At 51.0% G+C, this 15,590-nt stretch carries 12 protein-coding genes; 11 read left to right on the forward strand and 1 reads right to left on the reverse strand.

Annotated elements, in window-relative coordinates:
• The first annotated feature begins 653 nt into the window (after positions 1-653).
• The 4 genes from NQU17_14350 (at position 654) to NQU17_14365 (ending at position 6,466) form a co-directional block, all read left to right on the forward strand.
• Complete coding sequence (locus NQU17_14350; GenBank protein UUM11775.1) at positions 654-1,997, forward strand: SH3 domain-containing protein; 1,344 nt, start codon at positions 654-656, stop codon at positions 1,995-1,997.
• Positions 1,998-3,364: 1,367 nt separating this feature from the next.
• Positions 3,365-4,615 (forward strand): APC family permease, encoded by a 1,251-nt coding sequence (locus tag NQU17_14355; protein ID UUM11776.1) that lies wholly within the window; start codon positions 3,365-3,367, stop codon positions 4,613-4,615.
• Positions 4,616-4,654: 39 nt separating this feature from the next.
• Positions 4,655-5,206 (forward strand): cysteine hydrolase family protein, encoded by a 552-nt coding sequence (locus NQU17_14360; protein UUM11777.1) that lies wholly within the window; start codon positions 4,655-4,657, stop codon positions 5,204-5,206.
• 42 nt (positions 5,207-5,248) lie between these two features.
• Positions 5,249-6,466 (forward strand): S41 family peptidase, encoded by a 1,218-nt coding sequence (locus tag NQU17_14365; protein UUM11778.1) that lies wholly within the window; start codon positions 5,249-5,251, stop codon positions 6,464-6,466.
• Between the two features lie 347 nt (positions 6,467-6,813).
• Here the strand turns inward: NQU17_14365 and NQU17_14370 are convergent, their stop codons facing one another.
• Positions 6,814-8,103 (reverse strand): helix-turn-helix domain-containing protein, encoded by a 1,290-nt coding sequence (locus tag NQU17_14370; protein UUM11779.1) that lies wholly within the window; start codon positions 8,101-8,103, stop codon positions 6,814-6,816.
• 255 nt (positions 8,104-8,358) lie between these two features.
• Between NQU17_14370 and NQU17_14375 the strand changes: the two genes are divergently transcribed.
• From NQU17_14375 to NQU17_14405, 7 genes are all read left to right on the forward strand, one after another.
• A complete protein-coding gene (locus NQU17_14375) occupies positions 8,359-9,273 on the forward strand; it encodes a selenium metabolism-associated LysR family transcriptional regulator (GenBank protein UUM11780.1) in 915 nt (304 codons plus the stop codon).
• 159 nt (positions 9,274-9,432) lie between these two features.
• Positions 9,433-10,221, forward strand: coding sequence for an acyl-CoA dehydratase activase (locus NQU17_14380; GenBank protein ID UUM11781.1), 789 nt, complete (start codon positions 9,433-9,435; stop codon positions 10,219-10,221).
• Entirely contained in the window at positions 10,218-11,366 is a 1,149-nt protein-coding gene (locus NQU17_14385; protein ID UUM11782.1) for an aminotransferase class V-fold PLP-dependent enzyme, read from the forward strand. Before NQU17_14380 ends, NQU17_14385 begins: the two co-directional genes overlap by 4 nt.
• 218 nt (positions 11,367-11,584) lie before the next feature.
• On the forward strand, positions 11,585-12,859 hold the full coding sequence (locus NQU17_14390; protein ID UUM11783.1) for a double-cubane-cluster-containing anaerobic reductase: 1,275 nt from the start codon (positions 11,585-11,587) through the stop codon (positions 12,857-12,859).
• Positions 12,852-13,121, forward strand: a complete 270-nt coding sequence (locus tag NQU17_14395) for a DUF3343 domain-containing protein (GenBank protein ID UUM11784.1) — start codon at positions 12,852-12,854, stop codon at positions 13,119-13,121. Before NQU17_14390 ends, NQU17_14395 begins: the two co-directional genes overlap by 8 nt.
• Positions 13,122-13,381: 260 nt before the next feature.
• Positions 13,382-14,083, forward strand: a complete 702-nt coding sequence (locus tag NQU17_14400; GenBank protein UUM11785.1) for a Crp/Fnr family transcriptional regulator — start codon at positions 13,382-13,384, stop codon at positions 14,081-14,083.
• Positions 14,084-14,329: 246 nt separating this feature from the next.
• Positions 14,330-15,514 (forward strand): MBL fold metallo-hydrolase, encoded by a 1,185-nt coding sequence (locus tag NQU17_14405; protein UUM11786.1) that lies wholly within the window; start codon positions 14,330-14,332, stop codon positions 15,512-15,514.
• Positions 15,515-15,590 lie beyond the last annotated feature (76 nt).

Below are 15,590 nucleotides of genomic sequence, written 5' to 3' on the forward strand. Positions count from 1 at the left end.
GGAAGCCACTACGTTTGATTGATTGACGACGAGTCGAAACACTTCATTGAATGAAATAATATGGGGTCAAAGTTGTAGTAGTAAAATCTGAAATATTCATGAATTCATCATCTGTCACGGAGATCCTACCCCAGATTTGGGTGTTTGAAATGTCAGGAGTGTCTGTCTATGCGCATCGTCAGGTGTGATACAGGATTGTAATTAATACTCTCTGAAAAGTACTAAAATGAAATCATCAGAGAGAAAGATTATAATTAAGCTAAGAAGAGACTCATTTTGTACTCTGACAATCACATCGTTGATAACACTCAATATGAACAGATAACAACATCCCGGCTCTTGACCGGTGATTCCAACAGTTTGGGACAAACAATAATTTTTTAGACAAACAGTGCCTGACAGGCTTACATTACAGAACCATATGATGGCGATTCTACAAGATGAATAAGACCAGGGATCATATCTGGAGCTCATTACGAGCATTCTGAACTTCTGTCTCTGCGCAGCGCCGACCGGAAAAGATTATACTTTATAACGACTGCATTTCACTCCTTTCTTGCACTCCGCAAAAATAATAGTCTTTCAATCGAAAGTCTGATTGGCAGGATACGGCGATTGCCGTCCGGAGATTGATCTTCGGGGAGGTAGAATTGATGAAACGCTTTAAAACAGCCAGCGCCTGCCTGCTGCTGGTCAGTCTGAGCCTGATGCCGGTGCAGGCCCTGGCGGGACAGGTCATGAAGACGACGATTGATTTAAGGCTGAGGGAAGCTCCCACCACAGCGTCTGAGACACTGGACATTATCCCGAAGGGGACATCGCTTGATATTTTCAGCACCACCGGCAACTGGGCGAAAACCAGCTATAACAGCAATTCCGGATACGCGGGTCTAAAATACCTGGCACCTACGGCTCAGTCCAGAATGGGTGTTGTGAAAACCACTCTGAATTTAAGGTCCGCCCCGTCGTTGACAGCCACCATTTTAAGGACCATTCCGAGCTATACACCGATCCCGCTTTATGAAAAAAGCGGAACGTGGGTGAAGACGGTCTGGTCCGGAACAATCGGATGGGTCAGCCTGAATTACACCAAGCCCATTGACGGCCTGCCCAGAATGAAAACCACTACGAATCTGCGTCTGAGAAGCGGTCCGTCTACCAGTTACCCGATTCTGAAGACGGTTCCTTCAGGGACCTCTATCCCGTTGCTGACAACCAGCAATGGCTGGGTAAAAACCTGGATCTTCGGAATGACGGGCTGGATGAGTCAAAGGTATCTGACTTCCGTCAAGTTCCCAATCCTGCGGCCTGACGTGCCGCCAGACTGGATCATTTACTATTTCAATGCGAAGATGGAGTGGTCCCATACGTACCCTCAGGATTATCATTACGGCTACCCGGAACTGGATTCCCACTACCGTTACAGTGACGGGAAGGTTCATCTGACCTTTGATGCCGGATTTGAAAATGGATTAACGGCAGGCTTTCTTGATGTACTGAAAGCCAAAAATGTCAAAGCCAGGTTTTATCTGACCGGAACCTACCTGAGAGATCATCCAACCCTGGTGAAACGAATGCTCAACGAGGGGCATCAGGTGGGAAATCACTCCTGGAGCCACCCGGATACAGTGGATCTGATGGCTGATTCCATAGCATTGGTCTACAATGATCTGATGCGGTGGGAGAACCAATATAAAGCAGCGATTGGACAGTCACCGGCCCGCTGGTACTATCGTCCGCCTTCCGGGATTTTTTCGGAACGGACACTGGGACTGGTTCACTGGATGGGTTATACCACGGAACTCTACCAGGTTGCTCTGCGGGACTGGGATCCGGAGAATCAGCTTTCCCCGGAAGTTACGCTGGAGTCGCTGCTGAATCAGACGAAGCAGGGTTCCATTGTACTGCTTCATGTCGTTTCCAGTTCAGACCTGGAAGTCCTGGGGAAATACATCGATACGATCCGGGCCAAGGGATGGAGCTTTGCGCTTCCTTAGGAACTGGATATGACCAAATGATGAACACAGGGAATAAACCCGAAAATGATTTAGCACAATTGAATTGCATAAGGTGCATTGTGCCTGAGTTTGACAAGAAATAGCAATGTGATGCTTATAATTTCAAAACTGAAAAAACCGTTAAAAAACTATTTACGAAAAAAAGTTAAAAAAACAGTTGATTTAGTAGCTGGGATACGTTATGATGTACTTAATCCAAAAGAAAAGCCTCTGATGGATAACAGATCAATACTTAACGAATTCAGTTATTCCTTGATATTTATTGTCAAGGAAACGAGAATCCACCAGATCAAGATCCGATCGAAAGTTTCGGAAGCCAACCAAACTCGTTAGGAACAAATCAAAAACTAGTCAATGATCCCAATCCTTCAACATTAGTTCGGATCAAACCTTACCAATGAAAGGGCCAAATCAAGAACAAGTTCACGATCCAATCCAAAACAAGTGTAACTGGTAAACCAAAACAATCAATACTCGGAACCAAATCAGTAAACCAAGTCAAGGACCAAATCAAAAACCAAGTCAAGATCCAAGATCCAGCTAAAGTTAGGGATGAAAACCCAAACCCAAGTAAGATCCAACATTAAGACCAAGTTAATGATCCGATCCAAAACTATCGTTTCAGATGATGATCCGGAAACATTCTCACAACCATCGAAAAGTATCTGAATCCAAAAGAAGCCGATCCAACGGATGATGTTGCACCAGTGATTGATTTCAATAATATCTTCTATGATATTCACGCAAATTAAATCCTGAGGTAGCAAATCAAGCAATCGAGGTGGTAGCCGATGCAGGAAGAACTGAAGGCATCTCCACCAAAAACATCAGCATAAAAGATCAAAATTTGACTTGTATATCTGGATAAGAATATGATCGCAAGATCATCTCTTATATAACCAGCAGTCATCGAATCCAATGATTCATGATCTTGTATAACTACAATATGCTGGTGTGGATGGAGTTCCTGAAGTTACAACGAAAATGGAGCCAGCCGCAGATCCGAAAGGGATCAACGGTTCATGCTACAGTGCGATAGGCACAAGCATAGTATGTACAAATCCGGAAGGGATTAGAACATTACCTGTACAAACCTGGAAGAGGTTATAACAAATCAGGCATCCATTTGAGTTAAGGGAACAACTAAATATTGTTTTCTAAGGATAAAGGCAGCAGATGACGATCTGCTGTCTTTTCTTTGGGAATGACTTTTAGCCTGTGGTTTGAGTTTTGCATTATTGGAGATGAAATCATATTATATTGTTTTCATCCAGTTAACAGAGCGTAAAAACCTTTTTGATATGATTAGAAAAAATATGAGATATCAACAAGGATGGGTATAGATTATGCAGAATTCAACCAATAAACTGAAACGTGATCTGGATCTGACCGGCGCAGTAGCTGTGGGGCTGGGCGCTGTGATCGGAGCCGGCATATTTGTGGTAACCGGGCTGGCTGCCGGACTGGCCGGACCGGCTTTTTTACTGGGCATGCTGATCGCGGGGTTCGCGGCGACATGCAATGGCCTGTCCTCGGCAAAACTGGCCAGTGTTTATCCGGCATCCGGCGGAACCTATGAGTATGGATATCAGGTTTTGAATCCGGCAACCGGTTTTGCAGCCGGCTGGACATTTCTGTTATCCAAGCTGTCGGCCGGAGGTGTTGTCGCTCTCGGATTTGGCAGTTATCTGAGTCAGCTGATTCCCGGGGTGAATCCTCAGGCGGCCGCACTCACTGCCATAGCGATCCTGACGCTGGCCAATCTGGCAGGTATCAAGAAGGTGGGGCGAATGAACCAGATCATCGTCAGTGTGACGATTCTGGGTTTACTCTACTTTATCATCTCGGGATTGGGCGCTTTCAAGCCGGAAAACCTGATTCCCTTTGCACCAAGCGGCTGGCGCAGTGTCCTGCAGTCGGCCGGTCTTCTGTTCTTTGCCTTTACCGGCTATGCCCGGATTACAACACTGGGCGGTGAAGTGCAGGAACCCAAAAAAACCATACCAAGGGCCGTGATAATCACTTTGATTGCTTCCGTTATTCTGTACAGTCTGGTAGGTCTGGCTGCAGTCGGATCCGTTGGCAGCGCGGCACTTGCGGGCTCTTCGGCCCCGCTGGAGGCCGCAGCCAGACAGCTGGGCACCCCCGGAATCACGACCATCATCGGACTGGCGGCCTGTACCGCTATGCTGGGAGTTCTGCTCTCCCAGATTCTGGGCATTTCCCGGATGATGTACGCCATGTCTGAGCGCAGTGACCTGCCCCGGTTCTTCAGCCGGGTCAGTCCCACCGGAGTGCCAGCCCTGAGCATCGGTATCACCGCGGCCATTATCGCGATCCTGGTTATGATCGGTTCCATTCCCGTGATCGCCCGGACGGCCACTTTTGCAATCCTGCTGTACTATACCCTGGCGAACCTGGCAGCCCTGCGCATGAAGGAAGGCAAGGGACTGTTCCCCGACTGGATTTCCTGGGCCGGGTTGATTGCCTGTCTGGTTATGGCCCTGACCACGGACTGGACCGTGATTGCTTCCGGACTGGGAATTCTTCTGGCTGGATTTCTTCTCCGATTTGTAGTACAAAAGGCCGGAAAATAGGATATCATGGAATGACAGAACTTGAATGGAGGTCAGCACATGAAGAAAGCACTGATCGTTGTCGACTATTCCTATGATTTTATCGCCACGGACGGAAAACTGACCTGCGGGGAGCCCGGACAGGCGATTGAGTCAGCTCTTGTCGAGCGGATTCGTCAGTTTGTGGAACAGGGAGACCTGGTCATCTTCACCATGGATGTTCATGAAGCCGATGACCCCTGCCATCCGGAGAGCCGGTTGTTTCCGCCCCACAATATTCGGGGAACGAAAGGCCGGGAGCTGTATGGACGGGTAAAGGATGTATATGAGCAATACCAGGGAAAGCCAAGCGTGCACTGGTTTGACAAAGTACGGTATTCCTCTTTCTACGGAACGCCGCTGGATGCCCTTTTGCGAAGTCATGGCGTCGATACCGTCGTCATCACCGGCGTCTGCACGGACATTTGTGTCCTGCACACAGCATTTGATGCCTATAACCTTAGTTACCGCATCGAGATCCCGCTTTCCTGTGTGGCCTCATTCAATCCGGCCGGACATCAGGCTGCCCTGGATCATTTTAAGAATTCACTGGGCGCAGATCTTACTGAATAAAAATTATCTGAACAGGAATCAATCACCAGGAGGCGGTAAACGATGGATCAAAAGAATAACAGTCAGTCCAGACAGACCGTCTTGCTGCTGGCCATCCTGCTGGTGATATCTGCGGTGCTGGGATATGGAACAAGAACCAGGCTGCCCGGATGGTTTGGCCAGGGCACCCCGCCGGTCACTATGACTCCGAAACCAGCCACACCAGCCATGGACTGGACGAAACTGGAGGATATCAAAAGCCACGTGATAAATATGTACAATGGCCCCATTGTTGAGAACACCCTGCTGGAAGGAGCCTTGAAAGGCATGGTCAATTCCCTTCAGGGCGGCGGCCAGTACTTCAATGCCCGGGAATTCGCGGAAATCCAGGCCAGGCCTTCCCTGATCCGGGGAACCGGGATCCACCTCGGGGTGGAGGACGGACGGCTGATTGTCCTCCGAGTGGATGAAGACAGTCAGGCGGAGAAGGCGGGAATTTATCCCGGTGATATTCTCCTCAAGATCAATGAGCGGGTTTATACCGGGAATGAAATTGAGGCTGCTCGCAATTTAATGCTTCATAATGATCGTCGAACGGTTTCCCTGCAGCTGCTCCGGGAGGATCATCAGTACAACGTCCTGGTCGGACTTCGACTTCTGACTCCCCAGAAAGTACGATCCCTGGTAAAGGATGGCATCGGGATCCTGCGAATTCCTGAATTCAATGAACGAGTGGAACAGGAGCTGGATAAACGGTTTGAGGAGATGACCCGGGCAGGTGCTCAGGCGTTTGTTCTGGATCTGCGCGACCTGCCGGCGGGCAAGATTACGGAGGCTGTGCGGCTGGCCGGAAAGTTTATTCCGCAGGGACAGGCCATTGTGACAATCAGGGATACCAGAGGCAACACACGCCAGTTTACCTCGGACAGCGGGCTCCTGGCCGGAAAACCGGTGGTCGTCCTGATCAACAGCCGAAGCGAAGGTACTGCCGAATTTGTGGCGGGAGCTCTGCAAAAACAGGCGAATGCTCTCCTCGTCGGAGAAGCCACTCCCGGCGAAGGTCGAGTTTACTCATACATCAACCTGCCTCAAGGCGAGGGCATCAAACTGGTCACCGGCTACTACATCCTGCCCGATGGACAGGAGATTCAGGATCGCGGGATACGCCCCGATCTGAATATTCCAGGCAGTCCGCTTCATACCAACAACCTGATTCAGCCGTTGGATCTGCAGATGGCGCGGGCACTGGAAGAGGCCGGAAACCGAATGAGCACTCCGTAATGAATCATGTCCGGAACATAAGTACAAGCCAGTTAGAGGGACAAACCAGTTGAGGGACCAAACAGTTCAAGGGACCAAACAGTTCAAGGGACCAAACAGCTAGAAGAGGCTGCGGTCAGAGAAAACATACCCGACAGTAGAATTATTACGAATATGACGAACTGAATAGAAAAACAGCACCCCTGGCATAGGAGGAAATCCCATGCCAGGGGTGAACGTTTTTAAGGGAGCTGATGTCAGTGATTGCCCTACAGGCAAATGGTTCCGATATCCAGTCGAAGGGTGAGCCAAACCTAAGCATTGGCAAATGACCGGGATTCACGTCCCCGGAGTTTCCCCTGAGCGGATTATCGGCGATTGAACGTTCGCAGAAGAAGATCTTCCAGTACGCCTTCATCCGCAAACGGGAGCAGTCCCTGAATCAGGAAGCTGCTGGCTGCGGGGCGCGATTTCAGCAGCAGATGAATCGTCTCAGAATCAAGGAAGGGAGCGAGTCCAAGAATGACATCCTCCGGGAGGGACTGGCCGGCCTGATCAGACTGCTTGATGATTCGATGCAGACCATCCCCGTCCAGGAAAGGTGCCAGCGCGATCAGGTGATCCGGTGAGATTTTCCCGGTTCGGACCAGTTCGATGGCCAGCAGTTCCAACGCGTCTGACTCGATAAAGGGGGAGGTGGAGAGCAGCAGGTCTCCCGTTACCGGGAGTTCCTTCTCAACGGCCAGGCGGATCAGTCCACCCAAATGTTCGCCGTCCAGGAAGGGCGCGATCGTACTGAGCAGCTGCGGCTCAAAGGTCTGATCCTGGCTGATGATCTGACGCAGCACCCGCTCCAGGGCATCCGAACTGAGGAAAGGTGCCATGGCGGCGATATCCTCAAACCGGAAGGACTGATCCTGGTTTTGCTCTTCATGAGTCGGTTCTTCTTGATCAGAGTCATTTTCGAACTGGGCTTTGGAGACCAGAGGAAGGATGGCTTCCGGATCAGCGGCCTTAGTTTCTATTGCGGAATGAAGCGTTTCAGGCAACCGATCCGATGCCGCCACTGCTTCGACTGCCTGGACTGGTTCGATTGACTGGATCGGCTTGATTGACATGATCGGTTCGATTTTTTGGATCGGTTCGATTTTTTGGATCGGTTCGATCGCCTGAGGAGGCTCGACCGCCTGTGGTGGTTCAATCACCGGCGGTTGTGGTGCCATCGGAGCAGACTGCCTCTGGCAGGGCTCAGCGGGAGGATTTCCTATTTGGTCCAGCAGCCGTTCTTCAAGATCCTTCGGTTTCATATAGGGAGCCGATTCGACCAGTTCGGCGATGCTGTGCGGTGTCTCCGTTCCGGAGGCTACTTTGACAATCCGGGCATCCTTATCGTTCCCCATCAGTTCGTCCAGAGAGATGTCAAACAGGGCAGACAGGTCCTTTAAGCGAAGCACATCAGGAATGGAAAGGCCCCGCTCCCAGTTGGATACGGCCTGGTAGGTTACACCCATCTGATCCGCCAGATCCTGCTGGGTCATATTCCGTTGTTTTCGATGACTGGAGATTCTTTTTCCGATTTGTTCCATTTCAAACATTAATTCGTTCTCCTTATTCAGATCCTGAGACGGTTTGTCCCGGAACCAGTTGAATGGTTTCATAATATGGTTTCCTCGTTTGGATTGATTCAGAGCTCCTGGTTCTATTCTATCGAGGCGGGTTCACTTCGTCTATCAAGTGCTCCTTGATGAGTTGAAAATTGAGTCAGGCGGATGGATCCATCCTCTCAAGCACTGCTTTAGTTGAGTCTGGAAACAGCCGCCTGTCCCGGATGCCAAGATTTGCGCGTAAGAATGACAGATGAAATCTTTTCCTTGGGCAGGGAGAGTGTGATATGCTGAACTGGGTGATGCTGCATGAAAAATCTTAATTTAAAACAACTCCGAGTCTTTCTGACGGTAGCCGAAATGGGCAGTTTCACAGGCGCAGCCATGAAGCTGTTTCTGTCTCAGTCTACCGTCAGCAGTCATATCCAGGCCTTGGAAGAAGACCTTTGCGTGGTCCTGTTTCTGCGGGAAGCCAAGAAACAGATCCGCCTGACCAAAGAAGGCAATCGACTGATTCCCTATGCCAGGGAGATTATCAGCCGCTGCGATGCTCTGGAGCACAGCCTGTCAGGTTATGTGGAAAAAGAGCTGGTGATCGGGGCTTCCACCGTACCGGCCCAAAGTTTTGTTCCCCGGTATGTCTCTGAATTTCTGAAGAAGCATCCTGGTACATCTGTTTCAATTCACACCGGCGACAGCGAGGAAATTTTGAATCTCCTGATGAACCATGAAATCCAGCTTGGATTTGTCGGAACCCATTACAACCGTCAGTCTCTGACCTATGAGGCCGTGGGGGAGGATCATCTGGTGCTTGTGACCCCCAATCTGCCGGAATTCTTCCAGATGAAGGAAAGAGGCGTGTATGGCAGGGAACTGCTGGATCAGCCGCTGATTCTCCGGGAAACCGGTTCGGGTACTCAAGCGATGGTTGATTTTTACCTCAACCGGCTGGAAGGTCGAAAGAAACCGCTGGCGCCGGTGGTGCGAACCTCAGACCCGGGCTGTATTAAGGAACTGGTTCGTCTGGGGACCGGGGTGGCCCTGATGTCCGCCCGGACGGTTCAGGATGCCGTCAAGACTGGGCAGGTGATCCAGTTCGAACTGGAAGAGATACCGGTGGTGCGACGGTTCTATATGATCCATCGTAAAAAAGGCGGATTGAGTGAACTTGGCCAGTCGTTTCTGGAGCTGGTCCGAGCGGAGCCGTTTCAATCCTACTCATAAGATAATAATAGGAACCATAAGCGGTTTGTTATCGGTTATATCGATAACAAACCGCTTATGATTTAATCTAACTATTTGTAGCAAATTTAACAGCAATCTATAATCATGGTAGGAAACAAACGATAATCAGAAGATTGCTTCTGTAAAAAGAGGATTCATATGAGTTATTTTATCGGAATTGACATCGGATCTACCAGTGCCAAGACCATTGTAATGGATCAGGATCGCAAGGTAGTACACCATCTGCTTCAGCCAACCGGCTGGAGCAGTGCTGATACAGCCCGGTCCATCGGGGACAGTTTGAAATCCCAGGGAGTGGATCCCTGGGAAGATCTTTGTGTAGCAACCGGCTACGGTCGGATTTCAGTTCCCTATGCCGACCGGCGCATCACTGAAATCAGCTGTCACGGGAGGGGAGCCTGCCATATACATGACACGCAGAACCTTACGGTCATTGATATCGGCGGCCAGGATACGAAGATTATCCGGGTCGACGAGGGAGTGGTCAGCGATTTCAACATGAATGACAAGTGCTCGGCCGGCACCGGCCGGTTTCTGGAAGTCATGGCCAATACCCTCGGAGTCACCCTGGATGAGCTGTTTCAATTGGCTCAGTCCGGCGGAGGCACCTCCATCAGTTCCATGTGCACTGTATTCGCCGAGTCTGAAGTGATCAGCCTGATCGGACGGGGCGAGGCCAAGGAAAATATTGCCTTTGGAATTGTCGATTCCATTGTTCGAAAAGTGGCGTCGCAGGCAGCCCGGTATATGAGTCAACCGGGGATTGTCTGCCTCACCGGCGGTCTATGTGACGCGGAATATGTCCGCCAGTCACTCTCAGCGCTGCTGAAGGTGCCCGTACAGTCTGTGCCGCTGGGTCGATACGCCGGTGCCATCGGAGCAGCCCTTTACGCCTGCACCGAGGGTTCCCGGGAGGTGTCCCGGTGATCTATCTGGATAATGCAGCGACGACCCTTCAGAAACCGCCCGGTGTGATCGATGCCGTGATTCAGGCAATGACCTCTATGGGAAATGCTTCCCGGGGGACTCACGCATCCTCTCTGGAAGCCAGTCGGATCGTCTATCAGGCCAGGGTTCGCCTGGCCCGGTTGTTTGGCTGTGCCCGGGCCGATCATGTGGTCTTTACTGCGAATTCTACTCAGGCGCTCAACACTGTAATCACGGGTCTGATACGCCCCGGTGACCATGTCATTACCACGGACCTTGAGCATAATTCAGTGCTCCGTCCGCTCTATCGCCTGAAGCGCGAAGCGGCGGTCAAATTAAGCTTTGTGCGGTCTGATACCAAAGGCCGGCTGTACATGGATGACTTCCGTCGGCTGATTCGTCCTTCGACCAGTGCCATTATATCAACGCATGCTTCGAATTTGACCGGGAACCTCGTGGATCTCGTGACGATCGGAGCGATTGCCCAAGAGGCCGGAATTCCATTTGTTGTCGATGCCTCACAGACCGCCGGAATTTTTCCTGTCCATATGCAGGAGATGGGGATCGACGCGCTTTGCTTTACCGGTCATAAGGGACTGATGGGACCACAGGGCACCGGCGGACTCTGTTTCAGGGAAGGACTGAAGCTTCGACCGCTCCTGGTCGGAGGAACCGGGGTGAATTCCTATGAGGAAAGCCAGCCCGATTCCATGCCGGCCCGGCTTGAAGCCGGTACCCTGAACACTCACGGAATTGCTGGACTGGCCGCAGGGGTGGACTTTATAGAAACCACCGGTCAGAGTGTGATTCGCGAACACGAACAGAGGCTGATGCGTCAGTTTGTCGCCGGACTAAAGGATATTCCAGGCGTTCGAATCTATGGCGATTTTTCAGACCGGGAACGGGCCGCCATAGTCGCTTTAAATCTGGCAGATCTCGATTCTGGGGAAGTGTCCGATGAACTGGCCCAGCGCTATGAGATCGCCACCAGGCCAGGCGCTCACTGCGCACCCCGGCTGCACCGCGCGCTGGGAACCGATCGCACCGGCGCGGTTCGATTCAGTTTTTCCTGGTACAATACCGAAACCGAGGTCCGGAGGGCCCTGGAAGCCTTGAAAGAAATTTCGGAATCGATGCGCAATTGACCGGTCAGTGATAAGGAAAGCCTTGAAAAAAGTGAACTGGACCAGGAAAATTTCAGCAATGATATTTTCGACAATAGAGAAATTCCACACAAGAGAATTTCATCAACAAGAATTTGATCAAAGCATACCGGTTGGAGCAATGAAGGGGAATTCAGGGCCAGCGGCAGGTAAAAAATAATAAAAGCGGATCGATGATCTTCGATCGATGGAGGAACAGTATGTCAGATTACGTACAGATGTGGCGGGAACTGGGAATGGACCTGGAGAATCATGATACTTTGTGCCAGGTGCTGCCGATGGCAGTCGGAGATGTTTTCCTGACTCAGGAAAATCGGCCGAAAGCAATGGATTTCTGGGATTTGGTGATCTCACAGGTCCATGGCATCCGTCCAGCCGAACTGGTAGAAGCTCAGAAAAACGGTCAGAAAGTCTTCGGCACCTTCTGTGTCTTTGTCCCGGATGAAGTGATTGTGGCAGCCAATGGCATTGTCACCGGTCTTTGCGGCGGTTCCCAGTTCTGGGTTCCGGACGGGGAGGCGGTTCTGCCCAAGAGTACCTGCTCCTTAATAAAAGCTTCCGTCGGCGCGCGTCTCGGAAAAACCTGCCCCTTCTTCCAAATTGCCGATATGTACGTTGGAGAAACGACCTGTGACGGCAAGAAAAAAGCCTACGAAATTCTCGGGAAGGAAGTTCCTATGCATGTCATGGATGTTCCTCAGATGAAGCGGGAAGAAGATATTCTGAAGTGGAAGCAGGAGATTGCTCATTTTGCCGGCACGGTGGAAGAAGTCACAGGGAATCCAGTTACACCCGAAAAGCTCAGTGAGGCAATCCGTCTGCTCAATCAGAAAAGACGGGCTCTGGCCAGAGTTTATGATGCCAGAAAATCCGAAGTGGTGCCGATCTCCGGCCGGGATGCCCTGTTGATGACCCAGATCTCGTTCTTTGATGATCCGGAGCGCTGCGCCAAGATGTGCAACCGGCTGGCCGACGAACTGGAAGAGCGGATCCGGGATGGTGTTTCCGTAGTCCCTCAGGGGACCAAGCGGATCCTGGTCACCGGAACGCCTTTGGCAGTCCCGAACTGGAAACTGCATAACATTATCGAAACCAGCGGAGCGGTGGTGGTGTGTGAAGAAATGTGCACCGGAACCCGCTACTTTGAACACCTGGTGGATGAAAAACCGAACAGCCTGGACGGACAGTATGACGCACTGGCCCGGCGCTACATGAAAAACAACTGTGCCTGCTTTACCCCCAATCAGGGCCGGATCGAAGACATTCTGCGCCTGGCCCGGGAATACAAAGCGGATGGCGTCATTGACTGCAATCTGAAATTCTGCGGACTGTACGACATTGAAAAATTCAATGTGACGAAAGCCCTGAAAGAAGCCGGAATTCCTATACTCAATCTGGAAACGGACTATACCGACACCGATGCGGAACAGCTGCGCACACGGATCGGAGCCTTTGTTGAAATGCTCCATGGCTAAAGACCTGGTGTACTATATATTATTTGAAAACTATGATCAAGGCATGGCATTGCATGATCTGCTGGATCAGAGCGGGATCGATCATCGGATCGCTTCAACGCCTCGGCAGGTCAAGGGCAGCAAACCCTGCGGCATGTCCATCCTGGTCTTTCCTGAAGCTCTTGAGTCGGTTCGAAAGACCATCCGGGAGCATCAGGCCCTCTATTTGGATATCGTTCCTCTGGAGAATCAATTGAAATCCAGACGGGATGTATATTGCTAGTTGATTCCCTTTTCGCCGGAGTGTGGGTTAGACATTCCGGTCTCTTTTTTTATGCGGATTGAATACTGCCGGTACCAGGAACAGGTTCAGCCGGGTTAAGTCACATTCGGTCTGATCTTAATCCTCCGGAAATGGAAGCGGATCTTCGGACCGGACTCGCTGCTTTCGAATCAGGGTTCATGATTTGTTAACCGGATGGTGGCAGGGCCTGTAGGCCCATCCATTTGGTTTGATGCTATAATTAGGCCATGAGAAGCGAAATGAAACCCCAGGCAGAAGCACAGGAGTGCCAGACCTGCCACCACGAGGATGTCTGTGTGAGCCATGTGCCCGCATTTATGAAGTTGTCCCGGGCGGAGATCGATGCCATCGCCCGTCTGGTTGAGCATCGCGACTATCCGAATCAGGAAATCATATTTCGAGAAGGCGATCCGACGGACCGTCTTATTATCCTGCACCGGGGCAAGGTCAAACTGATCCGCTACGGTCAGGAGGGTGAGGAAATTGTTCTGGATATAATGACTCCGGGAGATATCCATGGCGGCGATGAGCTGTTCTCCACCCAGCGGCAGAAGGAAACGGCAGTGACCATGAGTCCGGTTGGAATCTGTTTAATCTCCTATGAGCGCATCAAGGAGCTCATAATGGAACAGCCCCGGATCGGAATCAAGATCATGGAGTACCTGTCGCTGAAACTGGATCAGAGCCATGCGCTCCTGGAAATTATTTCGACCCGGGACACCATGAAAAAGCTGGTAATGTTCCTGCTGGAGCGCCGGCAGCGCACGGGTTCGGATCAGCTGGAACTGACCCAGTCCGATATCGGAAACTCCATCCATCTGACCAAGGAAACGGTGAATCGGAAATTGAGCGAACTGGCTGAATCAGGCCTCATCACGAAGGGCCATGGCTGGATTCAGCTGAAAAATATCGAAGGGCTGGAAGAACTCCTTCAAAGTTGATTTGAATCATATTCTTGAGGTCATTGCCTCGCTATACTGAAAGCATAAGACGGAGGAAACAAACCATTGATCAGACCAGGCGGGCTATCCACTGAATCAAGACAGGGGTGAACAATCTCACCGGATCCTGCATGCCAGCACTGATTTCCTCGTTTCAAGGGCCATTGTGACCCTCGAACTTGTCTTCACTCACACCGCGAAGAAAAAAACAGTACTTATCGCCACAAAGGAAAGGAGTATGAATTAATGAAAAGAACGGTCAAGAACAACGTCTCATGGATCGGAAAAATCGACTGGGAACTGGATACCTTCCACGGGGATGACTATAGCGTCAACCATGGTTCCAGCCAGAATGCCTACCTGATTGAGGAAGAAAAAACAGTTTTGATCGACACGGTCTGGACCCCGCATTCGACGGAATTCCTCGACAACCTCAAGAAAGAGGTGGATCTGGCCAAGATTGACTACATCATCGTCAATCACGGGGAAGTCGATCACTCCGGTGTTCTGCCCCAGCTCATGAAAGAAATTCCCAATACTCCCATTTACTGCACCGCCAATGCCGTAAAATCTCTGGTGGGACAGTACCACCATCCGGAGTGGAACTTCAATGTGGTGAAAACCGGGGACAGCCTGGACATCGGCAACGGCAAGCAGCTGGTATTCGTAGAAATGCGCATGCTGCACTGGCCTGATTCCATGGCAACCTATATGACCGGCGACAATATCCTGTTCTCCAATGATGCCTTCGGCCAGCACTTTGCCTGCGACGAGCTCTTCAATGACAAGGCGGACCAGTGTTTGCTCTGGGAAGAGGCTATCAAGTACTATGCCAACATCCTGTCGCCCTTCTCGCCCCTGGTCAAGAAAAAGATCACAGAAGTGGTCGGACTCAACCTGCCCATCGACATCATCGCTCCGAGCCACGGCGTAATCTGGCGGGAAAATCCGCTGCAGATCATTGAGGCTTATGCCAAGTGGAGTGATGACTATCAGGAGGATCAGATCACGGTGATCTATGATACGATGTGGGACGGCACCAAGAAGATTGCTCACCGCATCGCGCAGGAGCTGAGCGAGATGGCGCCGACCACCAAGATCAAGGTCTACAGCATCTCGACCACCGACAAGAATGACATCATGACGGAAGTCTTCAAATCCAAAGCCATCGCGGTGGGATCTCCCACCGTGGGACAGGATATCCTCTCCTCTGTCGGCGGCTGGCTGCACTTCCTGAAGGAACTGAAGATGACCGGCAAGAAAGCCGCGGTGTTTGGCTGTTATGGCTGGAGCGGTGAAGGCAATAAGGTGCTCCGGGAAATGCTTGAAAAAGCCGGTTTCCCCGTAACCGATGTTGAAATCAAGTGCAACTGGAATCCCACCGAGGAAGTTCTCGCTCAGGCGAAGGCGGTTGCCCAGTCGCTGCTGTAGAAATTTAAACCAACCGGGTGTAGAATTACTCCGGATCATAAATAAGACCCCATCCAGCGAACCAGCCCTGGCGTTA

It is taken from the genome of Clostridiaceae bacterium HFYG-1003 (genome assembly GCA_024579835.1).
Classification (GTDB): Bacteria; Bacillota; Clostridia; order Clostridiales; family Clostridiaceae; genus JG1575.

What these genes read in the sequence shown, in the direction of transcription:
- NQU17_14360 (UUM11777.1), top strand. Translation starts at nt 4,655, where the DNA reads ATGAAGAAAGCACTGATCGTTGTCGACTATTCCTATGATTTTATCGCC.
- NQU17_14370 (UUM11779.1), bottom strand. Translation starts at nt 8,103, where the DNA reads ATGAAACCATTCAACTGGTTCCGGGACAAACCGTCTCAGGATCTGAAT.
- NQU17_14400 (UUM11785.1), top strand. Translation starts at nt 13,382, where the DNA reads ATGAAACCCCAGGCAGAAGCACAGGAGTGCCAGACCTGCCACCACGAG.
- NQU17_14390 (UUM11783.1), top strand. Translation starts at nt 11,585, where the DNA reads ATGTCAGATTACGTACAGATGTGGCGGGAACTGGGAATGGACCTGGAG.
- NQU17_14405 (UUM11786.1), top strand. Translation starts at nt 14,330, where the DNA reads ATGAAAAGAACGGTCAAGAACAACGTCTCATGGATCGGAAAAATCGAC.
- NQU17_14375 (UUM11780.1), top strand. Translation starts at nt 8,359, where the DNA reads ATGAAAAATCTTAATTTAAAACAACTCCGAGTCTTTCTGACGGTAGCC.
- NQU17_14350 (UUM11775.1), top strand. Translation starts at nt 654, where the DNA reads ATGAAACGCTTTAAAACAGCCAGCGCCTGCCTGCTGCTGGTCAGTCTG.
- NQU17_14380 (UUM11781.1), top strand. Translation starts at nt 9,433, where the DNA reads ATGAGTTATTTTATCGGAATTGACATCGGATCTACCAGTGCCAAGACC.
- NQU17_14395 (UUM11784.1), top strand. Translation starts at nt 12,852, where the DNA reads ATGGCTAAAGACCTGGTGTACTATATATTATTTGAAAACTATGATCAA.
- NQU17_14365 (UUM11778.1), top strand. Translation starts at nt 5,249, where the DNA reads ATGGATCAAAAGAATAACAGTCAGTCCAGACAGACCGTCTTGCTGCTG.
- NQU17_14355 (UUM11776.1), top strand. Translation starts at nt 3,365, where the DNA reads ATGCAGAATTCAACCAATAAACTGAAACGTGATCTGGATCTGACCGGC.